Raw genomic sequence first — 23921 nt, 5'->3', positions numbered from 1 at the left:
TGCGCGGTAGGTCGCCGGCGCCCGGAGGGCACCTCGACACGGCGAGCATAGCCGGGGCCCTCCCGGTCGGTAACTGTCTCAACGGACAGTGGACGCAGACCAGTTGGCGGTGCTCGTATGGACGCCGGTCCAGTCCGGGCCACGGCGGCCACAGCGGCGACGGCCACGCGAAAGGCGACGGCGCGCAGCGCATCGCGCTCCGTCGCCTCGCCGCCACGGCCGTCGCGCTCGCCGCCCTCGGCGCCGGCGCGCTCACCACGGCCGGCCCGGCCCCCGGCACACACACGGAAACACGGCAGCCGTTGCCCCGCCCGAACGAGGCGGATGGAGCAACGGCTGCCCCCATGGCAGACACACACCCGCCCCTGGAGCAGCCCCATGCGCCCACTCGCCGCCCGCGCGACCGTTCTCCTGCTGAGCGCCGCGCTCCTCACCGCCTGTTCCTCCGCGTCCGGCAGCGGCGACGATCCCGCGAAGGAACCGGAGATCGGCACGGTTCCCCGGATGCTGTCGACGACCGGACTCTCCTTCCCCCTGGACGGCTACGCGACCACCGAGGACCAGCGGCGCAGGCTGGAGAAGGCACAGTCCCGGGCGACCGGCGACTGCATGAGGCGCTTCGGCTTCGACTACGAGCTGCCCCTGTCGCCCGCCCCGATCGGCCGGTCCGGGGACTCCCGCCGCTACGGCCTCACCGACCCCGCGATCGCGGCCCGCTACGGCTACGTCCCCCACCGGGGCGCCCAGCCGCCGGCGAAGCCCGCCGCCCAGAACCTCGGCCCGAGCGGCAAGCTCGCGCTCAACGGCCCCGACGGGTACGAGGGCCCCCGGCCGATGAGCCTGGAGGAGGCCAGGGCCAAGGACAGCGGCAAGACCCTCAACGGGCAGAAGGTCCCCATCGGCGGCTGCCTCCGCGAGGGCTTCCTCACGATCTACGCGCCGAAGAAGGGCGCGGTGGACGCCATGTTCGTCACCAACGTGCGGATGGACGCGTTCTCCCGGTCCCGCGAGGACTCCCGCGTCGTCGCCGCCGTGAAGGCCTGGTCCGCCTGCATGGCGGAGAAGGGCTACGAGGTCGACGAGCCGGTCAGCCCGCAGAGCGACCTGGGGCTCGACCCGAACACGTTCGGCGGCCCCCAGGCGATCGCCGCCGCCCGGCAGGACGTCGCCTGTAAGGAAAAGGCCAACCTCGTCGGCATCTGGTACACCGTCGAGACCGCCTACCAGAAGCGCAGCATCGAGCAGAACGCGGAGGCCCTGAACCAGGCGAAGACCGAGCTCGACGAGCGGTTGAAGCTGGCCGCCACGCTCGCCGGCTGAGCCGTCGGGGCCGGGGCCGCGGGTCGGTGGTTCCGGCGTTTTCCGGCCGCCGGAACGTCCGTGATGCGTTCCGATCCGGCCGTGGGCATGGTTTCGTGATGCGTCCGGTCGCCGTTCCCGCCGGAAACCAGGTGCTGCGATTCCGTCGCACAGCGCCCACCGAACGCATTCTCTGGGGGGAGACTCATGCTTCGTCAGTGCCCCTGCTGCAGCCCCGAACCAGCCGAGGTCCACCGGACCCGCGCGGCCCGGATCAACCCGGTCACCACCGCCTTACGCCATCTGGACACCCTGACGGACCGCGAGATCGAGGTCCTGTCGGCGATGCCCGGCGGCGAGTCGAACACGGATCTCGCCGAACGCCTCGGCATCACCGAACGCACCGTCAAGTTCCACGTCACCAACATGCGGGAGAAGCTGGGCGGCCTGTCGCGCGCCCAGCTCCATCTGCTCGCCCTGCTCACCGAGGCGGTCTGGCCGTGCCGCCTCTGCCGCCATGACGGACCCGACCGGAGCACGGAGCTGCGCGCCCTCGCGCCCCGGGGCCCGGTGACCCGGGGATTCGCCGTCTACAAGCGCTGCGCCTGACGGCGTCGGGCACAGGCCTCAGGCCTTCGGGGCCACCTTCGACAGGCCGTTGATGATGCGGTCCATCGCGTCGCCGCCCGTCGGGTCCGTGAGGTTCGCCAGCATCTTCAGCGTGAACTTCATCAGCAGGGGGTGGGTCAGACCGCGCTGGGTCGCGATCTTCATGACCTTCGGGTTGCCGATGAGCTTCACGAAGGCGCGGCCCAGCGTGTAGTAGCCGCCGTAGGTGTCCTTGAGGATCTGCGGGTAGTTCCGCAGGGCCAGCTCGCGCTGGGCCGGGGTGGCACGGGCGTGCGCCTGGACGATGACGTCGGCCGCGATCTGGCCGGACTCCATGGCGTACGCGATGCCCTCGCCGTTGAACGGGTTGACGAGGCCGCCCGCGTCACCGACGAGCAGCAGGCCCTTGGTGTAGTGCGGCTGGCGGTTGAAGGCCATCGGGAGGGCGGCGCCGCGGATCGGCTGCGTCATGTTCTCCGGCGTGTAGCCCCAGTCCTCCGGCATGGAGGCGCACCAGGCCTTGAGGACCTCGCGCCAGTCCAGTTCGCGGAAGGCCTTCGAGGAGTTGAGGATGCCGAGGCCGACGTTGGAGGTGCCGTCGCCCATGGGGAAGATCCAGCCGTAGCCGGGGAGCAGCCGGTCCTGCGGCCCGCGCCGGTCCCACAGCTCCAGCCAGGACTCCAGGTACTCGTCGTCGTGGCGGGGCGAGGTGAAGTACGTGCGGACGGCGACGCCCATCGGCCGGTCCTCGCGCCGGTGCAGGCCCATGGCGAGGGAGAGCCGGGTGGAGTTGCCGTCGGCGGCGACGACGAGCGGCGCGTGGAAGGTGACCTCGCGCTTCTCCTCGCCGAGCTTGGCGTGCACGCCGGTGATCCGGCCCGTACGGTCGTCGATGATCGGGGCGCCGACGTTGCAGCGTTCGTACAGCCGGGCGCCGGCCTTCTGCGCCTGCCGGGCGAGCTGCTCGTCGAAGTCGTCGCGCTTGCGGACGAGTCCGTAGTCCGGGTACGAGGCGAGCTCCGGCCAGTCGAGCTCCAGCCGGACGCCGCCGCCGATGATCCGCAGGCCCTTGTTCCGCAGCCAGCCGGCCTCTTCGGAGATGTCGATGCCCATGGCGACGAGCTGCTTGGTGGCGCGGGGGGTGAGGCCGTCGCCGCAGACCTTCTCGCGCGGGAACGCGGTCTTCTCCAGGAGCAGGACGTCGAGTCCGGCCTTCGCCAGGTAGTAGGCGGTGGTGGAGCCGGCCGGGCCCGCCCCGACGACGATCACATCGGCGCTGTGCTCGGAGAGGGGCTGCTCGGTCACGGCGGATCTCCCGAAGGGGTCGAGGAAAAAGGGTGAGGAAAGGGGTGGAGAAAGAGGCGGGGAAAGTCTATGAGCGGCGGGCTTACGCCTTGAACCCGCGGTGCAGGGCGACGATGCCGCCCGTCAGGTTCCGGTGGGCCACCCGCGACCAGCCGGCCTTCTGGAGCAGGCCCGCCAGGGCCCGCTGGTCCGGCCAGGACTGGATGGACTCGGCGAGGTACACGTACGCGTCGGGGTTGGAGGAGACGGCACGGGCCACCGGCGGCAGCGCGCGCATCAGGTACTCCTCGTACACCGTCCGGAACGGCGCCCAGGTGGGGTGCGAGAACTCGCAGATCACGACGCGGCCGCCGGGCTTCGTCACCCGGTACAGCTCGCGGAGCGCCTGCTCGGTGTCCTGGATGTTCCGCAGCCCGAAGGAGATCGTGACCGCGTCGAAGACGTCGTCGCGGAACGGCAGCTTCGTGCCGTCGCCCGCCGTGAACGGCATCCACGGGTGGTTCTTCTTGCCGACCCGCAGCATGCCGAGCGAGAAGTCGCACGGGACGACGTACGCCCCCGCCTTCACGAAGGGCTGCGAGGAGGTCGCGGTCCCGGCGGCCAGGTCGAGGACCTTCTGCGCGGGCCGCGCGTCGACCGCCTTCGCGACCTCCTTGCGCCAGCGCCTGTCCTGCCCGAGGGAGAGCACGTCATTGGTCAGGTCGTAGTTCGCCGCCACGTCGTCGAACATCGAGGCGACTTCGTGCGGCTGCTTGTCCAGGGATGCTCGGCTCACCCGGCCATTGTGGCAGCCACCCCCCTGCCGGGCGGGGACCGGCCCCGGCCCCCGGAGGATTCCCCGGAATCTCCCTTCAACCTTTTCCCGGCGAGCGCGCTCAAGGAAGGGTGACAGTGCAGACGAAGGGAGCGAGATGCCGTCACCGCTTGGCTCGGACATCGGGTTCGAGGACTTCGCCCGTTCCGCGCAGACGCGGCTGTACCGCACCGCGTATCTGCTGTGCGGGGACGCGGAGACCGCCCTCGACCTCACGCAGACCACGCTCGCGAAACTCTTCCAGCACTGGCGGCGGGCCGGGGCGGCGGAGCATCCGCACGCCTACGCCAAGACCGTGCTCACCCGCACGTTCCTCGCCGAACGGCGACGCGGGCTGCGCGATCTGCTCGCCTTCACCCGGACCGGCGGGCTCGGCCCGGCGCGGACCGCGGAGCAGCCGGACCTCCGGGTCACGCTGCTCGCCGCGCTGGCCGAGCTCCCGCCCAGAGCCCGCGCCATGGTCGTCCTGCGGTACTGGGAGGACCTGAGCGTGGAGACCGTCGCCTCGCTCCTGCGCTGTAGCGAGGCGACGGTCAAAAGCCAGTGCTCACGCTCCCTGGCCCGGCTCCGGAAGCACCTCGGCGAGGCGCACCTCTACGCCGCCGATCCCCACCTCCACCACCACGCCATCGGAAGCTGAGGCCCCGAGTGGACGACGAAACGATGCTCCGCCGTGCCCTGGACCGCACGGCGCTGGAGCTGCCCCCCCTTCCCGACCTCGTGCCCGTCGCCGTACGCCTGGGCCGCAGGCGCCGCGCACGGGCCCGGCTCGCCGTCGCCGGCGGGGTCTTCGGCACGGCGACCGCGGCCGTGCTCGGACTCTCCCTGCTGTCCGGGGCGGACGGCTCCGGCGCCGGCCTGCCCGCCGCGCCTCCGGCCGCCTTCCCCTCGGCGTACCACACGCCGGTCGCGGCCCGGCCGACCCCGGGCCAGGAGCCGCCGGAGAAGCTCTCCGACGCCGAGAGCGCCCGCCGCGCCCAGTTCCAGCAGCAGGTGTCGGCACTCCTCGACGAACTGCTTCCGCCGTCCGTCCAGGACATCCGGCCGGTCGCGGACCAGGTCTCCGACTACCGGATCACCGCCGGCGGGCAGGACTTCCACGTGAAGCTGTCCGTCCGGCCCGCGGAGGGCGAGCGCCTCCAGGACTGCCGGAACGTCCCGTCGAAGGGGACGACCTGCGAGAAGGCCGATCTGGGCGGGGGCCGGACCGCGCAGGTGTACGCGACGGCCGTGAACAAGCCGGAGACCCTGGGCTCCATGGTCGTCACCCGGTACGGCAGGAGCAGCGTGCTGCTCTCCGTCAGCCCCTCGGACACCGCCTCGGCGCCCGTGACCCCGGACCAGCTGCTGACCGTCGTGCGCGACGCGCGCTTCACCGACCTGCTGAAGTACGCGGACGCGTACCCGGTGCAGGAGAAGGACGCCCCGGTCCGGGGCGGCTGAGCCGGACCGGCCCTAGCGGCGCCGGAAGACCATGCGGCCGTCGACGACGGTGGCGACGCAGGTCGACGCGCCGAGGCGGACGAGGGCCGCCCGGTCGGGGACGTCGAAGACGGCGAAGCGGGCGGGGCCGCCCGGCACGAGGGCGGGCAGCAGCACCAGCGGCACCGGGGAGAGGGACGGGGGTCCGGGGAGCCGCTCCGGGCGGCGGCCGACGGCGAGACCCGCCCGGCGCACGGCGTCCACGGCCGGTCGGCCGCGCAGCTCGCCGGCGATGGCGACCGTCCCGTGCGCGAGGAGCCGCTGCACCCCGCGGCGCGCCGAGGCGCCGCGCCGGGCGGGGTCGGCGCGGAAGATCTCCCGCGCCCGCTCCCCCGTGATCGGCTCGGTGCCGAACTCCGCCGCCTCCCGGGGGTCCGGGTGGTACGTGTCCTCCAGGAGCTCCGGCCCGTACGGGTTGAGGAGTCCGGGGGTGAGGATGCCCGGCCAGCGGCGCAGCCGGGCGTCCTGGTGCGCCTCGGCCAGTTCCTCGTACGGGCCGACGGCCGCGACGAGGGCGCCGTCCACCAGGACGGCGCCCTCGGGCGTCGCCTCGGCGACGTGCAGCGTGAGCATCGGTGGGCGTCAGTTCGCGTCGAGGAGCTTCAGCTCGGGGTGGGCCGTGCCGCCCTCGATGGCCACGGACGAGATGTGCGAGGCGACGCGCTCGTCGACCGGGTCGTTCGCCGGGTCGTCGTGGACGACGAGGTGCTCGTACGTGGTGGCGCGCTGCGCGGGGACGCGGCCCGCCTTGCGGATGAGGTCGATGATCTCCAGGCGGTTGGAGCGGTGCTTGGCACCGGCGGAGGAGACGACGTTCTCCTCCAGCATGATCGAGCCGAGGTCGTCGGCGCCGTAGTGCAGGGAGAGCTGGCCGACCTCCTTGCCGGTGGTCAGCCACGAGCCCTGGATGTGGGCGACGTTGTCGAGGAAGAGCCGGGCGATCGCGATCATGCGCAGGTACTCGAAGAGCGTGGCCTGCGTGCGGCCCTTGAGGTGGTTGTTCTCGGGCTGGTACGTGTACGGGATGAAGGCCCGGAAGCCGCCCGTCCGGTCCTGCACGTCGCGGATCATGCGCAGGTGCTCGATCCGCTCGGCGTTGGTCTCGCCGGTGCCCATGAGCATGGTGGAGGTGGACTCGACGCCCAGCTTGTGGGCGATCTCCATGATCTCCAGCCAGCGCTCGCCGCTCTCCTTGAGCGGGGCGATGGCCTTGCGGGGCCGCTCGGGGAGCAGCTCGGCGCCGGCGCCCGCGAAGGAGTCGAGACCGGCGGCGTGGATGCGGGTGATCGCCTCCTCGACGGAGACGCCGGAGATGCGGGCCATGTGCTCGACCTCGGAGGCGCCGAGGGAGTGGATGACCAGCTGCGGGAAGTCCTTCTTGATGGCGGCGAAGTGCTTCTCGTAGTACTCGACGCCGTAGTCCGGGTGGTGGCCGCCCTGGAACATGATCTGGGTGCCGCCGAGCTCCACGGTCTCCGCGCAGCGGCGCAGGATGTCGTCGAGGTCGCGGGTCCAGCCCTTCTTGGTGTCCTTCGGGGCGGCGTAGAACGCGCAGAACTTGCACGCCGTCACGCAGACGTTCGTGTAGTTGATGTTCCGCTCGATGATGTACGTCGCGATGTGCTCGGTCCCCGCGTACCGGCGGCGGCGCACCGCGTCGGCGGCGGCGCCCAGCGCGTGCAGGGGCGCCGAGCGGTAGAGGTCGAGCGCCTCCTCGGGGGTGATCCGGCCACCCGCGGCGGCGCGGTCGAGAACAGACTGGAGTTCGGCCTTCTCGGTCACCGGGTGCGTCCCTTTCGGAGGGGTTCTGATCGACCGAACCAGCCTACGCCAGGGCTCCCGGCCGCTTCCGCAGGGTGCCGGTACGAGCGGACGGTGAATATCCGGTGAATTCACGGGTGCGGTCGCCGGGGGCGGGCCCCGGCATTACCGGGGCCGTCGGGAAAGGCGCGTCCGGAGCGCCGGGCGGGCGCACCGGTATTTCTTTCCCGCACCTTTCCTCCGCCGCCTCCGCCGCTCCGCCGCTTATCGCGCCGGAGGAGGCAGGAGTTCCACCGCGACATCCGCCGGGAAACCGGTCGTGGGGCCGGTGCGGCGGGCGAACTCCCGTACGCCGGCGAGCTGCTCCGGGCCGAATCGGAAGTCGAGCGTGCGGAAGTACCGCTCCAGGAGTTCGGCGTCGAAGGTCTCCCAGCGGGCGGCCTGTTCGGCGACCTTGGCGACCTCTTCGAGGGAGAGGTCGCGCGAGGCCAGGAAGGCCTGGTGCACCTCGCGGACGGTCTCCGGCTCGCGCGCCAGGTAGTCCTTGCGCGCCGCCCAGATGGCGAAGACGAACGGCAGGCCCGTCCACTCCTTCCACATGAGCCCCAGGTCGTGGACCTGGAGGCCGAGCCGGGGCGCGTCGTGCAGGGAGGCCCTCAGCGCGGCGTCGCCGATGAGGACGGCGGCGTCCGCCTCCTGCATCATCAGGCCGAGGTCGGGCGGGCAGGTGTAGTAGTCGGGCTCGACCCCGTACTGCTCGGAAAGCAGCAGCTGGGCGAGGCGCACGGACGTGCGGGAGGTGGAGCCGAGGGCCACGCGCGCGTGGTGGAGCTCCGCCAGGGGCCGCTGGGAGACGATCACGCAGGACATGACGGGGCCGTCGCAGCCGACGGCGATGTCCGGGAGCGCGACCAGGTCGTCCGCGTTGCGGAGGTATTCGACGAGGGTGATGGGGCCGATGTCGAGATCGCCCCGGACGAGCCGCTCGCTGAGCTTCTCCGGGGTGTCCTTGGTGAGCTCGAGATCGAGGAGCGTCCCGGTCCTGGCGAGTCCCCAGTAGAGGGGGAGGCAGTTCAGGAACTGGATGTGCCCGACGCGGGGCCGGCTGCGCTGGTCGTCGGTTGCTTTGTCCACATCGCGAGGCTAGACCCGTCTCGCAGTGTGGGCATCGGCGGGGCACGCGCGTCAGCACACGGAACGGAGTCAAACATGTGAGTGACGTGATCTTTCCCTCTACCGCCCCGAGCGTCCTGCATGCTACGCTCGACGCAAGTTGCAGTTTGGTTTCCCTTGCAGTACAGAGCCTGCGGAGCATGTGACCCGCAGGCTTTTGTAGTTTTCAGACTTGTTTGCAGGTTCTGGAGCAGGGCGACCCTTTGGCCCATAGGAGGGCTCATGGCTACCGGAACCGTGAAGTGGTTCAACGCTGAAAAGGGCTTCGGCTTCATCGCCCAGGACGGCGGCGGCCCGGATGTCTTCGTCCACTACTCCGCGATCAACGCGAACGGCTTCCGCTCGCTCGAGGAGAACCAGACCGTGACGTTCGACGTCACGCAGGGCCCGAAGGGCCCGCAGGCGGAGAACGTCACCCCGGCCTAAGTTGCCCGGGTCGGCGATCACGCACGACTAGAGCAGTACCCAAGGAGCCCCGCTCCGTGCCTCGCGGCACGAGCGGGGCTCCTGCCCTTTTCCGTGCGTTTGCGCGGGTCCCGGCGGGAGGCGACCGTGGAGGGGTGAACAGTGCCGGACTGCTGGTCGACGCGTTCGGCCGGATCCGTGAGGTCGTCCACGAAGCCGTGGAGGGCCTCACCGACGAAGAGCTCACCGCCCGCGTCGACCCCGACGCCAACACCGTCGCCTGGCTCGCCTGGCACCTCACCCGTGTCCAGGACGACCACCTCGCGGACGCCTTCGGCACGGAGCAGCTGTGGGCCTCGGACGGCTGGGCCGACCGTTTCGGACTGCCCTTCCCGAAGCGCGCCACCGGCTACGGGATGACGACCGCGCAGGTCGGCGAGGTCCGCGCCCCGGCGGAGCTGCTGCTCGGCTACCACGACGCCGTGCACGCCCGTACGGAGGAGCTGGTCCGCTCGGTCACGAACGCGGACCTGGACCGGATCGTCGACACCCGCTGGGATCCCCCGGTCACCCTCGGCGTCCGGCTGGTGTCGGTGATCGCGGACGACCTCCAGCACGCGGGGCAGGCGGCGTACGCACGGGGCGTGATCGAGCGACGGAAAAGCCGCTGAACGAGCGATCGAATGACGGGATCACCTGTTCGACGCACACGTACAACCCCTGAGGACGATCATGAGTCCTAGCGGGCGTGGCGATCGCCACGCCTGGTTGTCCTGGGGGGAATTCCATCGTGCAGCAACGTTCGTCCGCCCGTCGCATAGCCGCCGCCGTGACCGCCGTCCTCGCGGTCACCGCAGGCACCCTCGCGGCCGGTCCGGCCGCCCTCGCCGCCCCGACGGGCTCCCTCACCACCCTCTCCGCCGCCTCCGGCACCACGGCCGCGCCCGTGCCCTACCCGGCGGCGGGCGACGCGATCGTCGCGGGCGCCGGGACCACCGGCTTCCTCACCTTCACCACGGGCGCGACGGACCGGGAACGCCGCTGGACCCGGTACGCGGACGGCACCTCGACCGTCCTCACCGTCCCCGAGGGCGGCGGCCTCGACTCCACCGGCACCGACGTCGTGGTCACCGGCGACTCGACCGACCCGCGGCAGATGCGCTCCGTCACGCTCACGGACATGGGCGCCCCGGCCGCCGCTCCCGTCCACATCGACCTCGGCGCGCTGTCGGCCACCTACGTCAAGGCCGTCGGCCCGAACGCGGTCCTCGCCGCGGCGCCCGGGCCGAACAACACGCAGAAGCTGCTCCTCGTCACCGACGAGAACGGCACCACCGGCTCCCGCGAGGTCACCGGCCTCCCCGTCGACGCGCTCCACTTCTTCACGAACGCGCCGGCCGTCGGCGGCCAGGCGGTCGTCGCCTACGTCACCGGCCCGGAGGGCGCCCGCGAGAACGGCCGGGCCGTCATCGACCTGGCCACCGGCGCGGCCGTCGAGACCTACGCGGCCGACGGGTCCGAGTACCTCTACAGCGGTCTCGCCCTGTCGGCCACGCACGTCGCCTGGGCGGAGGCCCGCGCGGAGGGCACCGGCATCGCCACCGTCGACCGGAAGACCGGCGCCCGGCGGTGGGTCCCCCTCCACATCGCCGACGGGTACGTCCTCGGCCTGGTCGGCAACTGGCTGGTGTACGCCATCCCGAGCAGGCTCACCGAGAACGGCACCTTCCCCGAGACCCGGGTGCGGGCCCTCGACCTGACCAGCGGCGACACCACCGACATCACCGACTACGCCACCTCGGCGCAGGCCGCCTCGGACGGCACCCTGCTCATACGCGGCGGCACGGTCGCCGGGGGCGAGGGCCTCTACGAGGTCTCCCCCGTCGCGGGCGCGAAGCCCTCCGTCGAGAAGGTCGCGACGACGAACCAGCCCACCGCGCTGACCTACCTCGGCTCCCAGGTGCCGGCCGTCCTCGACCTCGACCGGGACCGCGAGGTCGAGCTGAAGTGGCGGATGTCCCGGCTCAACGCGAACGTCTCCCTCAAGCTCACGCACGTCAGGACCGGGCAGACCTTCATCCGCGAGCTGAAGCTGCGCCGCGAGTTCCCCTCGCAGTACACGTACGACGACACCACCTTCGGCCTGACCTGGCAGGGCGTCCTCGACGACCTGTCGAAGGACGGCAAGTCCGCCTTCAACGGCGACTACGCCTGGTCCTTCCGCGCCGTCCCGACGAACGGCATCGGGCCCGCCGTGGAGCAGTCCGGCACCTTCAAGGTGGTCCGCTCGGTCAAGCCGCACGACTACGGCGACAACGGCTCGCCCGACCTCTTCGCGCGGGACGCCGGGGGCTCGCTGTGGCGCGCCGACACCACGTACAACACCTCCACCAAGCGGCTCATGCCGACGTACCAGCGGGCCGCCGTCGGCTCCGGCTGGAACGCGTACGACCGGATCGAGTCCGTCGGGAACGTCGCGGGGACGAGCGTCGCCGACACGATCGCCCGCGACGCCTCCGGCGTCCTGTGGCTGTACCAGGGCACCGGCGACGAGAAGAAGCCGCTGGCGACCCGGACGAAGGTCGGTTCCGGCTGGGGCGGCTACAAGGAGCTCGCGGGCGGCTCCGACCTCAACGGCGACGGCCGCCCCGACCTCCTCGCCACGGACGCCTCCGGGGTCCTGTGGTTCTACAAGGGCACCGGCTCCGCCACCGCGCCCTTCGCCACGCGGGTGAGGGTCGGCGGCGGCTGGGGCGTCTACAACCAGCTGACGGCCGTCGGGAACCTGGCCGGCGGCCCGGCCGGCGACCTCCTCGCCCGCGACACGAGCGGCGTGCTCTGGCTGTACCTCGGCAAGGGCGACGGGACGTTCACGAGCCGCGTCAAGATCGGCTCCGGCTGGAGCGGCTACACCGAGCTCGTCGGCATCGGCGACGGCAACAAGGACGGCCGCCCCGACCTCTTCGCGTACGGCGGCCCCGGCAAGACCTCGTACTTCTACGCCGGCACCGGCAACGCGACCGCGCCCTTCGCGGCCCGCACCGCCACCGACGCGCTGGTGTACGGCGGTTCGAGCTACACGCGCGTCTTCTGACGCGCCGCAGAGACCACCACCCCCCACGGCACGACCGGGGCGCGCCCGCGCGGACGCGCCCCCCCTTTCCCGACCCTCTTCCTCACGAAGGAATCCGAGCGTGTCTTTCACCCGCGTTCCCCGGCGCCGTCTGGCCGCCGCGCTCCTCACCCTCTCCACCGTCACGGCGGTCACCGGAACCCTCGTCTCCGCCCCGGCCTTCGCGGCGACCGCCGCCGAGGGCCGGTGCGCGCCGACCGCCGCCGGCCTGCTGCCCGTCGGCGCCGAGGTCGTCTCCACCGGCGCCTACGGCTCCATCACGACCTGCACGGACGAGAACGGCACCGCCACGCTGGAGTGGCACCACACCGACGGCACCGTGTCGACGCTGTCGGGGCCGAACGCCTACGACTCCACCTCCGACTACATGCTGACGGGCGACGGCAGCATGTTCACCGCGTACAACCCGGCGACCACGACGTACTCCAACCTCAACATCGGCGTGCTCGGTTCCGGCGCCCAGCTGGTCGGCATCGTCCGCGACAGCCTCTTCGTGAGCGTCCCGAGCGGCACCGCGAACTACCGCGAGCTGTGGAGGCTGACCCAGGTCAACGGCGTCGTCCAGAAGACGAAGCTGTCGTCCCGCACCCGCAACGTGGACTACAAGGTCGTCGCCACCGACGGAACGAGCATGGTCGTCCTGGGCACCGAGATGGTGCAGGGCGGGTCGGGCCTCGAACCCAAGTGGTGGAGCGCGACCACGAGCGCCTTCGGGGGCTCCGCCATCGACTGGGGCGGCAGCACCGGCACCGCCCAGTGGTCCCCGTCCTCGACCGGCGCCCTCACCGCCGACTGGCAGGCGTGGGTCCACGCGGCCCCCGAGGGCGGCCTGGAGATCAGCGCGAACAAGCTCGGCACCACCATGGTCACGCGCATCCCGCTGACCGGCGCCATGGCCGGTGCCGTCGTCGCGGGCATCGCCGGCGACACGATCCTGTACGGCGTCCCGGGCACCGCCACCGCCGAGAACCCCAGCCCGCTGTACGCGCGGAGCCTCACCGACGCGGGCGCCCAGCCGTACAAGGTCCTGGACAACTTCTCCACCGTGGCCCACGCCCCGGACGGCTCCGTGCTCGTGCGCGGCTTCGGCCAGGACGGCGACGGCGTCTTCCGGATCTCCGGCTCGGGCGGCGCGCGCCCGACGGTCGCCCTGGAGACCTCCACGGGCCGGGTCCTGGGCGTCCAGGTGACCGGCTCGAAGGTCCCGGCGACGGTGAGCCTGGAGAAGCCGGGCACCACGGTCCCGATGGAGTGGACGCTGTCGCGCGGCGACGTCGACGTGGAGGTCACGCTCACGCATGCCGCCACCGGCAAGAAGCTCGTCACGCACCTGGTGAACCCGGTCAGCGGGAACACCTTCCGTCTCCCCTGGGACGGCGTCCTCGACGGCGTCAGCGCCCCGAACGGCGCCTACGCCTGGTCCATGAAGGCGACCCCGAGCGACGGCACCGCCTCGGCGTCCGTCTCCGGCGGCTTCACGGTCACGCGGACGGCCAACCCGCACGACTTCACCGACAACGGCTCCACCGACGTCCTCGCCCGGGACGCGTCGGGCACGCTGTGGCGCGACGACCTCTTCGACTGGCCGGTCGGCGGCCAGGTCAAGACCGCCCGCCGTACGAAGATCGGCGCGGGCTGGAACACGTACAAGCAGATCGAGGCCGTCGGCAACATCGCGGGCTCGTCCGCCGGTGACCTGGTCGCCCTGGACGGCTCCGGCTACCTCTGGCAGTACCAGGGCAGGGGCGACGGCAGCTTCGCCGGCCGCGTGAAGGTCGGCGGCGGCTGGGGCGGCTACACCAAGCTCACCGGCGGCTCCGACCTCAACGGCGACGGCCGCCCCGACCTCCTCGCCGCGGACGCCTCCGGCACGCTGTGGCTCTACAAGGGCACGGGCAGTTCCACGACCCCCTTCGCCACGCGGGTGAGGGTCGGCGGCGGCTGGGGGATCTACAACCAGCTGACGGCCGTCGGCAACATCGCGGGCTCGTCCGCCGGCGACCTGGTCGCCCGTGACGCCTCCGGGGTGCTGTGGCTCTACCAGGGCAACGGCGCAGGCGGCTTCTCCACCCGCGTCAAGGTCGGCTCCGGCTGGGGCGCCTTCTCCCAGCTCGTCGGCGCCGGCGACGTCAACGCCGACGGCCGCCCGGACCTGATCGGGTACGGGGCGGGCGGCACGTACGTCTACAAGTCCACCGGCTCGGCCACGGCGCCGTTCACGCGCCTGACGACGAACCTGTACGCGGGCGAGGGCACCAAGTTCAACTCGGTCTCCTGACGACGACTTCCGTGCGGGGGTGTGGCGGTTCGACCGTCACACCCCCGCACCTCCTGGGAGGAACACTCTGTGACGCACGTACGCACCACCGGGCGCCGTCTGGCCGCCGCGATCCTCACCGTCTCCACCGTCACGGCGGTCGCCGGAACCCTCGTCACCGCCCCGGCCTTCGCGGCGCCCGCCGCCGTCCGGGCGGCGGCCGAGACGCCGATCAAGATCGCGGCGGACGCCGAGGTCGTCAGCGCCGGCACCACCGGCTTCCTCACCGCCCGCCCGGACGGCGCGGGCGGCTCGGTCCTGACCTGGACCACGTACGACGGCAGCAGCACGCAGACGGTCGCGGGCGCCCAGGCGCTCGACACCGGCTCCGACCACGTCATCACGGTGCAGGGCAGCCGCTACACCGTCTACGACGCGAAGGAATCCCTGAACTACGGGCACACGATCGACATCGTCCAGGCCCTCGGCACCACCGACGCCCGGCTCGTCGGCGTCACCGGCAACGTCCTCTGGGTGACCAAGCCCGACGGCTACGGCGACCCGGAGCTCCACCGGCTGGTCTGGCAGAACGGCATGCTGGTCAACCGGCAGATGTCGCACTACCAGAGGGACAAGAGCTTCAAGGTCCTCGGGCACACCGGCTGGGACGTGCTCGGCGTCTCCACCCGGCTGTCGTACGACGGCAGCACCACGTACCACCGCTTCATGACCGACATGCAGGGCGACGAGTACGACACCGGGTACGTCCTCACGGGGGCCTTCGGCCCGAACGTGACCGGCGCCCTCAGCCCGAAGTACTCCGCGTGGACCGAGTACGCGAACGACTCGACGCAGGCCGTGGTGGTCGAGCGCGCCGACAGCTCCCACATCAAGCGCTTCGACCTCGGCGCGGGCCAGTCCTCCGTGATCGCCGGACTCGTCGGCGACTCGGTGGTGTCCGGGAAGCCCGGCGGCTACGCCGCGACCGCCCCGGACGGCCGGTACGCCCTGACCGCCCGGTCCCTCACGGACGGCACGCAGACCCGCCTCCTCGACTACTTCAGCACCACGGCCGTCGCCCCGGACGGCAGCCTGCTCGTGCGCGGCGGCTCCGCCCAGGAGGGCGACGGCCTCTTCCGCGTCTCCGACGGAGGCGGCTACCCGACCGTCACCAGGCTGGCGGGCTCCGACCGACCGGCCACCGTGCAGTTCGTCGGCTCGAAGGTCCCCGAGGTGGTGGACCTCGAGAAGAACGGCGGCACCGCGACGATGGAGTGGACCGTGAGCCACCCCAACTCCTCCCTGGACGTCACGTTCACCCACGTCCACACCGGCAAGAAGTTCACCCAGCACCTCCAGAAGCCCGACTCCGACGGCCGCTTCGCCCTCACCTGGAACGGCACCGCCGACGGGATCAGCGCCCCCAACGGCTCCTACGCCTGGGAGGCGACCGCGTCGACGCTCAGCGGCATCGGCGGCACGACCTCCACCGGCGCGTACTTCCGGGTCACCCGCACCGCCAACCCGCACGACTTCAACGACAACGGCTCCACCGACGTCCTCGCCCGGGACTCCGCCGGTGTGCTGTGGCGCGACGACCTCTTCGACCGGCCGTCGGCCGGCCAGGCCGTCACGGCGAAGCGCACGAAGGTCGGCACGGGCTGGAACACGTACAAGCAGATCGAGGCCGTCGGCAACATCGCGGGCTCGTCCGCCGGCGACCTGGTCGCCCTGGACGGCTCCGGCTACCTCTGGCAGTACCAGGGCAGGGGCGACGGCAGCTTCGCCGGCCGCGTGAAGGTCGGCGGCGGCTGGGGCGGCTACACCAAGCTCACCGGCGGCTCCGACCTCAACGGCGACCGCCGCCCCGACCTCCTCGCCGCGGACGCCTCCGGCACGCTGTGGCTCTACAAGGGCACGGGCAGTTCCACGACCCCCTTCGCCACGCGGGTGAGGGTCGGCGGCGGCTGGGGGATCTACAACCAGCTGACGGCCGTCGGCAACATCGCGAGCTCGTCCGCCGGCGACCTGGTCGCCCGTGACGCCTCCGGTGTCCTGTGGCTCTACCAGGGCAACGGCGCAGGCGGCTTCTCCACCCGCGTCAAGGTCGGCTCCGGCTGGGGCGCCTTCTCCCAGCTCGTCGGCGCCGGCGACGTCAACGCCGACGGCCGCCCGGACCTGATCGGGTACGGGGCGGGCGGCACGTACGTCTACAAGTCCACCGGCTCGGCCACGGCGCCGTTCGCACGGATGGGGACGAACCTGTACGCGGGCGAGGGCACCAAGTTCAACAGCGTCGCCTGACGCGGGCCGCGTTTCAGAACCCCTGTCCCATCGGGGTACAACCATCCGTTCTTCCCACAAGTCCTGAGGGTGTGGCGTTCTTCGCCACACCCTCTCGTCCATGTCCCGAGGAGGCCCGCGTCGTGTCCCACGTCCGCATCCCCCGGCTCCGGCTGACCGCCGCCGTAGCCGTCACCCTGGCCGTCACCGCAGCAGGCGTGCTCGCCGGCCCCGCCGCCGCCGCGACGGCGGGCTCTGCCGCCATGACCGCGCAGCAGGCCGCCGGGGGCGCGGTCTTCCCGTTCCCCGCGCTCTCGTCCGTCACGAGCGCCGGACCCACCGGCTTCCTCGCGGACCAGATCGACGGCGATCCCATGACGCCGGACTTCTACGTCTGGACGCGGTACGCCGACGGCGTCACCACCAAGTTCCCGATGAGCGCGTCGGTCAAGTACCGCGGCGCCGAGGGGACCGACATCGTCGTACGGAGCGAGGGCACCCGCCACTCCCTCTACGACATGGCCAAGGGCGGCGATCCGGTCGTCATCGAGACCGGCTACGAGCTGCGCGAGGTCAACGGCACCACGCTCGTGATGGTCGACAAGGCCGCCGGCAAGGTCCACCTCGTCAGCCGGGAGCCCGGTGGCGAGGTCGTCGACCGCGAGGTGACCGGGATGCCGGCCGGGACCCCCTGGACCTTCTTCGCCGACGCGCCCGGCACGATCGCCGTAGAGGTCGCGTCGCAGAACAGCACCTTCCGCCTCGCCGTGGTCGACGTCGCCACGGCCGCCGCCGTCGAGACGTACGACCTCACCGGCCACACGGACTTCGCGCAGGTCACCCCCGATCGCGTGCTCTGGCGGCCCACGTACGGCAAGACCCGGATCGTGGACCGGAAGACCAAGGCGGGCGAGACCCTCCCCTACTACGCGCAGCTCGCCCTGGGCGGCGACTGGCTGGCGATCACGGGCGCCGACGTGATCGACGGCGTCGCCTACCCGAACCGGCCGATCGTCCTCCGGTCGCCGGCGGACGGCCGGAAGGTCCCGCTCCTGGACCTCGCGGAAGAGGTGACCCCGGTCGGCGACGGCACGCTCCTCGTGCGCGGCGGCACGCTCGCGCAGGGCCGGGGCCTCTTCCGCGTCTCGCTGGACGGCGGCACTCCGACGGCCACGATGATCGGGGACAGCCACGAGTCGCTGGAGCTCGCCCTGAAGCAGCTGACCGTGCCGAGCGTGTACCGCTTCGACGGCACCGACCCGGACGTCACCTGGGAGTTCAACCAGAGGTACCCGAACATCACGCTGGAGCTGACCCACGTGGCCACGGGCCGCAGGGCGTCGCTCGCCGACTACTACAACGACTACATCCGGTGGAACGGGTCCCTCGACAACCGGTTCGGCGCCTACAACGGCGCGTACACCTGGAAGCTGACGGCCCGCCCGGAGACCGGCGTCGGGCCCGTCGTCGTACGGACCGGCACCACCACCGTGGAACGCGGCACCGCGTCGCGCGACTTCAACGACAACGCCAACTCCGACGCGCTCGTCCGCGACAGCTCGGGCAACCTCTCGGCGTACGAGATCAGCCAGCTGCGCGGCATGCGGGACGACGAGTGCTACGAGGAGGGCTGCCCGCCCCGCGTGTACACCCCGACCCCGGACCTGCTGGGCACCGGCTGGAACACGTACACGCTCATGGCCTCCCCCGGAAACCTGGCCGGCTCGCCTTCCGACGACATCGTCGGGCGGGACCGCGACGGCGTGCTGTGGCTGCACCAGAGCGACAAGCAGAAGGTGCTGCCCCGCACGAAGGTCGGCGGCGGCTGGGGCGTCTACAACAAGCTCGTCGGCGGCTCCGACCTCAACGGCGACGGACGCGGCGACCTCCTCGCCACCGACACCTCCGGCGTCCTGTGGCTCTACACCTCCACCGGCAACGCCGCCCGGCCCTTCCACACCCGCAAGAGGATCGGCAGCGGCTGGGGCGTCTACAACCTCCTCGTCGCCCCCGGGAACGTCGCCGGCGCCTCCGGCGGCGACCTCCTCGCCCGCGACAGGGACGGCGTCCTCTGGCTCTACCTCGGCCGGGGCGACGGCACCTTCACCGCCCGCCGCAGGGTCGGCGGCGGCTGGCAGAAGTACACCCACATCATCCCCGGGGGCAGCTGGAGGGGCGTGGCCAGCATCTACGCCATCGGCCCCTCCGGATCCGCGCTCTACTACGGCACCAACAGCGCGACCAAGCCCTTCGGAACGGCCCTCACGCTGCCGCTGCGCAGCGACTCCACCCGGTTCAAGACCTTCTTCTGAGCCGTACCCCGGCAGACCTGACGGACTATTCCGGCCTCCTCGAAGGAGGCGTACAACCGTCCGGGTCCCTCATGGGTCATGTGGGCGTGGCGGGTGCCGCCACGCCCACACTTCTGGGGAGGAAACCTCCTTTGACCCGCCGACTCGCCACCGCCGTCGCCGTCGCCCTCGCCGTGACCGCCGGCGCCGGCGCCCTCACCCCCGCCATGGCGGCCCCCGCCGCGACCGGTACGGGAGTGACCGCCGGCCTGCCGCAGGAGACCTCCATCGGCATGCCTGCCAACAGCGAGCTGCGTGGCGGGGGACCGTCCGGTTTCCTGACGATGGGCAGGGTGTCGGGCCGCTTCTCCTGGACCCGGTACGCGGACGGCACCACCGTCGACCTGCCCGCCGGCAAGTACCGGGGCTCCGTCGGCAGCGACATCGTCGTGAAGGAGAACAGCTCCACCTCCTACGAGCTGTACGACATGGCCACGGGCGCCGACCCCGTCACCATCGACACCGCGTTCCCCGACACCTTCACGAAGCTCCTCAGGACGGCCGGGAAGACCCTCGTCATGCAGGTCCTGGACGGCTCCGGCAACGCCGCCCTGCACCTGGTCTCCAAGGAAGGCGACGAGGTCGTCGACCGCGAGGTCGCCGGCCTGCCCGCGGATGCCGACTTCCCCGCCTACGACCTGTCCGAGCCCGACGTCTTCGCCCTCGTCTACACCGGCACGGTGGGCGGGGTGACCGGGAAGCGCCTCGCCGTCGTCGACCTGGCCACCGGCACGATCACGGACGACCGTGCCGTGCCCCGCGCCTCCGACGAGTTCAGCGCCTCCGCCACGCACGTGGCCTGGTCGGAGACGGACGCCGAGGGGCGGCTGACCGTGGTGACGGCCCGCCAGGGCGAGACCGCCACGGTCCGGACCCCCGCCGGCACGGGCGGCCGGCTCCGGGTCGACCTGATGGGCGACTGGGTCACGTACAGCATGCCCGGCGGGGCGGACGCGACCGAGCCGAACCCCCTCTACGCGCTCATGGCCCGCCCGCTCACGGGCGGGACGGCCCCCGTCAAGGTCATGGACAGCACGAAGGTCGCCTACGGCTCCGAGCAGGTGCAGGGCGGGACCGTCGCCCACGGCGAGGGCGTCTACCGGATCGCCCCCGGCGCGGACGGCCGGCCGGTCGCCACGCTCCGGGCGAGCAGCGGCGAGGCCACCGCTCTGGGCCTGACCGGCCAGGAGGTCCCCGCCACCCTCGGCTTCCGTACGAACGCCCCCCAGCCGTCCATGATCTGGTACCTCGACCGGGGCAACGCGTGGGTGCACGCCGAGATCACCCACAAGGCGACCGGCAAGCGGTGGACGAGCCCCCGGACCTACCCGGACGGGGGCCAGCGCTATGTCACCTCCTGGGACGGGGCGTTCGACGACTACACGGCCGCCCGCAACGGCGCCTACACCTGGAAGCTGATCGCCGAGCCCCGGAACGGCATCGGACCGGTCCTGGTGCGGACCGGCACCTTCACCGTCGCGAGCGGGACCGCCCCGCACGACTACTCGGACAGCGGCTCCCCCGACCTGCTGGTCCGCAACGATGCGGGCCGGCTGTACTCCTTCGACTTCCGGCAGATCCTCAGCCAGCTCACCAGCCGCTCGGAGCGGACGGACCACGGCGCCGGCTGGAACACCTACGACCGCGTCGTCGCCACCGGGGACGTCGCCGGCTCGCCCTACGCCGACGTGCTCGGCCGCGACCGCACCGGTGCCCTCTGGTTCTACCAGGGGACCGGGACCTCCCTCGCCCGCCGGACCTGGGTCGGCGGCGGCTGGCAGGCGTACGACAAGCTCGCGGGCGGCAGCGACCTGACCGGCGACGGCCGCGCCGACCTGGTCGCCGCCGACAGGTCCGGCGTCCTGTGGCTGTACGCCTCCACCGGCAACGCCGCCAAGCCCTTCGAGACCCGCCGGCGGATCGGCGGCGGCTGGGGGATCTACAACAAGATCACCGCCGCCGGGAACATCGCCGGTGGCCGCGCCGGCGACCTCGTCGCCCGCGACGAGGACGGCGTCCTCTGGCTCTACCAGGGCAACGGCAACGGCGGCTTCACCACCCGCGTGAAGGTCGGCGGCGGCTGGCAGGCGTACAAGGAGATCATCGGCATCGGCGACGCCGACCGGGACGGCCACCCCGACCTGCTCGTCGACGGCCTCGCGCTGTACCGGGGCCAGTCCCTCTCCTTCTACCGGGGAACCGGCGACGCGCGCGCCCCATTCGCCCCCCGCAAGAAGATCTGGACCCCGAACACCTTCAACGAAGCCAACTCCCTCGTCTTCTGACAACCCGTTCGGCGAACCCGGACCGAACGAAGAAAGCAGAGCCTTGAACCTCCCCCCTCGAAACACCGGACTCCGGCTCACCACCGCCGTGGCCGTCGCCCTCGCCGTCACCGTGGGCGGTCTGACGGCCGCCGTCCCCGCCTCGGCCGCCACCGCCTCCGCCACGGCCACCACCGCGACGGTCGTGCCCTTCCCGAAGGAGGAGGCGGACCTCGGCGGCGCCGGCACGACCGGGTTCCTGACCTGGATCCGGTCCGGCGGAAGCCTCCGCTTCACCTGGACGCGCTACGCCGACGGCACGACGACGGAGCCGTGGCCGCCCGGCACGCACACGGTCCACGCCTCGCGCGCCTCCGACGTGCTCGTACGGGTCGGGTCCGACGGCTACCTCACGCTGCGGGACATGGCCACGAACCAGGACGTCCTGTCCGTGTCGGCCAAGATCACGGGTTCCGACGCGACGTACATCGGGGCCGTCGGCCGGACCGCCTTCGTCAAGGCGCCCAACGGCCAGGGCGGACACGCCGTGCACCTGCTCTCCCGGCGCGACGACGGCGGGACCGCCGACGTGCTCGTGACCGGGCTGCCGGCCGACGCCAAGGACCCGGTCGTCAGGGCCGGCACGCCCGACACCGCCCTCCTCACGTACGCCACCGCCGCGGGCCGGCGCTGGGCCACCGTGGACACCGCCACCGCCGAGGTCACGGAGACCGGTGCCCTCGCGGGCAACGACCAGCAGGCCCCCATCGCGCTCTCGGGCACGCACGTCGCCTGGCTGGAGCCCGCCGCGGGCGGCACCCGGACCGCGGTCGTCACCCAGCGGGGCCCCTCCACCACCACCCAGCGGATCGCCCTGCCGGGCGCGATCGACTCCCTCGGCCTGGTCGGCGACTGGCTGACGTACGCGCAGTCCGGCGGGTACGACGAGCGCAACCCGTCCCCGACGTACGCCGTGACCGCGCGCTCCCTCACGAGCACCACGACCCGGAAGCTCATGGACGACATGGTCTCCTCCGCCGTGGCTCCGGACGGGGCGCTGCTCGTCCAGGGCGGCACCGCCGCGAAGGGCGAGGGCCTGTACCGGATCGCCCCGGGCGCGGACGGCGTCCCGGTCGCCGCGCAGGTCGCCTCCTCCGGCCTCTCCACCAAGGTGACGCTGCTCGGGCACAACATCCCGCCGGTCCTCGACCTGGACAAGACCGGCGGCCGCTTCACCATGGTCTGGCAACTCAGCCGGAACGAGGTGGAGATGACCTTCCGGATCCGCAACACCCGTACGGGCGAGACCTTCTCGGACGGTGTCTACCCCCTCAACGTCTACGAGCCCGATCCCCACAGGGCGCCGTACACCTGGAACGGCCAGCTCGCCTGGAACGGCACCGCCGACCTGTGGACCGGGGCGCAGAGCGGGCCGTACACCTGGGAGATCGCGGCCAAGCCGATGAACGGCATCGGACCGGAGCTGAAGGCCTCCGGCTCGTTCACGGTGACCCGGAAGCCCGGTGCGCACGACTACGACGCCGACGGCTCGCCGGACATCCTGGAGCGGGACTCCTCGGGCCGGCTGTGGATCGACGACACGTTCCCCGACCCCAACTTCGACCAGCTGAGGCAGAAGCCCTACTTCGACCTCCTCAACCAGAACCCGCGGCTGCTCGTCGGCTCGGGCTGGCAGATCTACGACCGGATCGAGGCGGCCGGGAACGTCGCCGGCTCGGCCGTGAGCGACGTGGTGGCCCGGGACAGGTCCGGCGTGCTCTGGCTCTACCAGGGCACCGGGAACTCCAAGGCCCCGCTGGCCACCCGCGTCCGGATCGGCTCCGGCTGGAACACGTACAACCAGCTCACCGGCGGCAGCGACCTGACCGGGGACGGACGGGCGGACCTGGTCGCCACCGACAAGGCCGGCGTCCTGTGGCTCTACAAGGGCACGGGCTCCGCGACCGCCCCGTACGCCGGCCGGAAGAAGATCGGCGGCGGCTGGGGCGTCTACAACCGGCTCACCGCCACCGGCAACCTCGCCGGAGCGGCCGCCGGGGACCTCGTCGCCCGCGACAAGGACGGCGTCCTCTGGCTGTACCTCGGCAGGGGCGACGGCACCTTCGCCCCGCGTACCAGGATCGGCGCCGGCTGGGGGGCCTACGACCACCTGCTCGGCATCGGCGACGCGAACCGCGACGGACGCCCCGACCTGTACGCCTCGGTACGGAACGCCGCCCATCAGGCCTACCTCTACCAGGGCACGGGCTCCTGGGGGCACCCGTTCCGCACCCGCAGCCAGATCGGCTGGATCAGCTCGTCCTTCGACACCACGTACAACCTCCTCTCCTGACGGCCGCTCACCGAGAGGTCAGCGGCACGGTCGCCCAGACCGTCTTGCCGACCGACCGGTCCTTCACGCCCCACGCCGTGGCGAGGGCGGCGACGAGCAGCAGCCCGTACCCGCCCTCGTCCGGCTCCCGCGCCGGTACGGGCCGCCGCTCGCCCCGCGCGTCGGACAGTTCGACCCGCACGTGGTCGTCGTCCAGCTCCATCCGCACCTCGAAGTCCCGCCCGGCCACGCGCCCGTGGAGCGCGGCGTTGTTGGCGAGCTCGGCGACGACCAGTTCGGCCGCGTCGGCCGCCGGGCCGGTCAGCCCCCAGTCGCGGAGCTGCTGCACGGCGAGTAACCGCGCCAGGCGTGCGCCCCGGCGCGTTGCCGAGAGCCGGAGCGTGAACTCACCGGTTGGAGTGGCGGTTTCAGATTTCATGCCCCTGAGCCTGG

The 23921-nt window shown here is 72.0% G+C and carries 18 protein-coding genes; 12 read left to right on the top strand and 6 right to left on the bottom strand.

Annotated elements, in window-relative coordinates; all coding sequences use genetic code 11:
- Window positions 1-378: 378 nt before the first annotated feature.
- Both ACFYUS_RS32260 and ACFYUS_RS32255 read left to right on the top strand, forming a co-directional pair.
- A complete protein-coding gene (locus ACFYUS_RS32260; RefSeq protein ID WP_388860155.1) occupies window positions 379-1320 on the top strand; it encodes a hypothetical protein in 942 nt (313 codons plus the stop codon).
- 186 nt (window positions 1321-1506) lie between these two features.
- The gene (locus ACFYUS_RS32255) at window positions 1507-1908 is read left to right on the top strand and encodes a response regulator transcription factor (protein ID WP_388860152.1); all 402 of its coding nucleotides are present in this window, start codon (window positions 1507-1509) and stop codon (window positions 1906-1908) included.
- Window positions 1909-1926: 18 nt separating this feature from the next.
- Here ACFYUS_RS32255 and ACFYUS_RS32250 read toward each other — a convergent pair whose 3' ends face one another.
- Entirely contained in the window at window positions 1927-3213 is a 1287-nt protein-coding gene (locus tag ACFYUS_RS32250; protein ID WP_388860149.1) for a geranylgeranyl reductase family protein, read from the bottom strand.
- 82 nt (window positions 3214-3295) lie between these two features.
- Window positions 3296-3988 carry a demethylmenaquinone methyltransferase gene (locus tag ACFYUS_RS32245; protein WP_388860147.1) on the bottom strand — a complete coding sequence of 231 codons (693 nt, stop codon included), beginning with the start codon at window positions 3986-3988 and terminating at the stop codon, window positions 3296-3298.
- A 136-nt stretch (window positions 3989-4124) separates the two neighbouring features.
- Here ACFYUS_RS32245 and ACFYUS_RS32240 point away from each other — a divergent pair, with 136 nt between their 5' ends.
- On the top strand, window positions 4125-4667 hold the full coding sequence (locus tag ACFYUS_RS32240; RefSeq protein WP_388860144.1) for a SigE family RNA polymerase sigma factor: 543 nt from the start codon (window positions 4125-4127) through the stop codon (window positions 4665-4667).
- An 8-nt stretch (window positions 4668-4675) separates the two neighbouring features.
- On the top strand, window positions 4676-5470 hold the full coding sequence (locus ACFYUS_RS32235; protein WP_388860141.1) for a hypothetical protein: 795 nt from the start codon (window positions 4676-4678) through the stop codon (window positions 5468-5470).
- A gap of 12 nt (window positions 5471-5482) precedes the next feature.
- Here ACFYUS_RS32235 and ACFYUS_RS32230 read toward each other — a convergent pair whose 3' ends face one another.
- The 3 genes from ACFYUS_RS32230 to ACFYUS_RS32220 form a co-directional block, all read right to left on the bottom strand.
- The gene (locus ACFYUS_RS32230) at window positions 5483-6082 is read right to left on the bottom strand and encodes a hypothetical protein (RefSeq protein ID WP_388860138.1); all 600 of its coding nucleotides are present in this window, start codon (window positions 6080-6082) and stop codon (window positions 5483-5485) included.
- 9 nt (window positions 6083-6091) lie between these two features.
- Window positions 6092-7291 carry a cyclic dehypoxanthinyl futalosine synthase gene (gene mqnC / locus ACFYUS_RS32225; protein WP_388860135.1) on the bottom strand — a complete coding sequence of 400 codons (1200 nt, stop codon included), beginning with the start codon at window positions 7289-7291 and terminating at the stop codon, window positions 6092-6094.
- 243 nt (window positions 7292-7534) lie between these two features.
- Window positions 7535-8404 (bottom strand): menaquinone biosynthetic enzyme MqnA/MqnD family protein, encoded by an 870-nt coding sequence (locus ACFYUS_RS32220; protein WP_388860132.1) that lies wholly within the window; start codon window positions 8402-8404, stop codon window positions 7535-7537.
- 261 nt (window positions 8405-8665) lie between these two features.
- Between ACFYUS_RS32220 and ACFYUS_RS32215 the strand changes: the two genes are divergently transcribed.
- The 8 genes from ACFYUS_RS32215 (at window position 8666) to ACFYUS_RS32180 (ending at window position 23489) form a co-directional block, all read left to right on the top strand.
- On the top strand, window positions 8666-8869 hold the full coding sequence (locus ACFYUS_RS32215) for a cold-shock protein (protein WP_388688281.1): 204 nt from the start codon (window positions 8666-8668) through the stop codon (window positions 8867-8869).
- Window positions 8870-9003: 134 nt separating this feature from the next.
- A complete protein-coding gene (locus ACFYUS_RS32210) occupies window positions 9004-9519 on the top strand; it encodes a DUF664 domain-containing protein (protein WP_388860128.1) in 516 nt (171 codons plus the stop codon).
- A gap of 119 nt (window positions 9520-9638) precedes the next feature.
- Window positions 9639-11942 carry an FG-GAP-like repeat-containing protein gene (locus ACFYUS_RS32205; RefSeq protein ID WP_388860125.1) on the top strand — a complete coding sequence of 768 codons (2304 nt, stop codon included), beginning with the start codon at window positions 9639-9641 and terminating at the stop codon, window positions 11940-11942.
- 100 nt (window positions 11943-12042) lie between these two features.
- Complete coding sequence (locus ACFYUS_RS32200; RefSeq protein WP_388860122.1) at window positions 12043-14259, top strand: FG-GAP repeat domain-containing protein; 2217 nt, start codon at window positions 12043-12045, stop codon at window positions 14257-14259.
- A 69-nt stretch (window positions 14260-14328) separates the two neighbouring features.
- On the top strand, window positions 14329-16542 hold the full coding sequence (locus ACFYUS_RS32195; protein WP_388860119.1) for an FG-GAP repeat domain-containing protein: 2214 nt from the start codon (window positions 14329-14331) through the stop codon (window positions 16540-16542).
- Between the two features lie 122 nt (window positions 16543-16664).
- Window positions 16665-18833, top strand: a complete 2169-nt coding sequence (locus ACFYUS_RS32190; protein WP_388860116.1) for a hypothetical protein — start codon at window positions 16665-16667, stop codon at window positions 18831-18833.
- A 131-nt stretch (window positions 18834-18964) separates the two neighbouring features.
- Window positions 18965-21157 carry an FG-GAP repeat domain-containing protein gene (locus tag ACFYUS_RS32185; protein WP_388860113.1) on the top strand — a complete coding sequence of 731 codons (2193 nt, stop codon included), beginning with the start codon at window positions 18965-18967 and terminating at the stop codon, window positions 21155-21157.
- A 43-nt stretch (window positions 21158-21200) separates the two neighbouring features.
- Window positions 21201-23489, top strand: coding sequence for an FG-GAP repeat domain-containing protein (locus tag ACFYUS_RS32180; RefSeq protein ID WP_388860110.1), 2289 nt, complete (start codon window positions 21201-21203; stop codon window positions 23487-23489).
- A 7-nt stretch (window positions 23490-23496) separates the two neighbouring features.
- Here ACFYUS_RS32180 and ACFYUS_RS32175 read toward each other — a convergent pair whose 3' ends face one another.
- The gene (locus ACFYUS_RS32175; RefSeq protein WP_388860107.1) at window positions 23497-23907 is read right to left on the bottom strand and encodes an ATP-binding protein; all 411 of its coding nucleotides are present in this window, start codon (window positions 23905-23907) and stop codon (window positions 23497-23499) included.
- Window positions 23908-23921 lie beyond the last annotated feature (14 nt).

The sequence above is a fragment of the Streptomyces sp. NPDC004284 genome, assembly GCF_042874035.1.
Taxonomy (GTDB): domain Bacteria; phylum Actinomycetota; class Actinomycetes; order Streptomycetales; family Streptomycetaceae; genus Streptomyces.
Note: the sequence above shows the minus strand (reverse complement) of the source record. Positions and strands in the feature narration are given on the sequence as shown.

Excerpts from the sequence above, each read along its gene's own strand:
- ACFYUS_RS32260 (WP_388860155.1), top strand. The coding sequence starts at position 379 with ATGCGCCCACTCGCCGCCCGCGCGACCGTTCTCCTGCTGAGCGCCGCG.
- ACFYUS_RS32255 (WP_388860152.1), top strand. The coding sequence starts at position 1,507 with ATGCTTCGTCAGTGCCCCTGCTGCAGCCCCGAACCAGCCGAGGTCCAC.
- ACFYUS_RS32240 (WP_388860144.1), top strand. The coding sequence starts at position 4,125 with ATGCCGTCACCGCTTGGCTCGGACATCGGGTTCGAGGACTTCGCCCGT.
- ACFYUS_RS32230 (WP_388860138.1), bottom strand. The coding sequence starts at position 6,082 with ATGCTCACGCTGCACGTCGCCGAGGCGACGCCCGAGGGCGCCGTCCTG.
- ACFYUS_RS32215 (WP_388688281.1), top strand. The coding sequence starts at position 8,666 with ATGGCTACCGGAACCGTGAAGTGGTTCAACGCTGAAAAGGGCTTCGGC.
- ACFYUS_RS32175 (WP_388860107.1), bottom strand. The coding sequence starts at position 23,907 with ATGAAATCTGAAACCGCCACTCCAACCGGTGAGTTCACGCTCCGGCTC.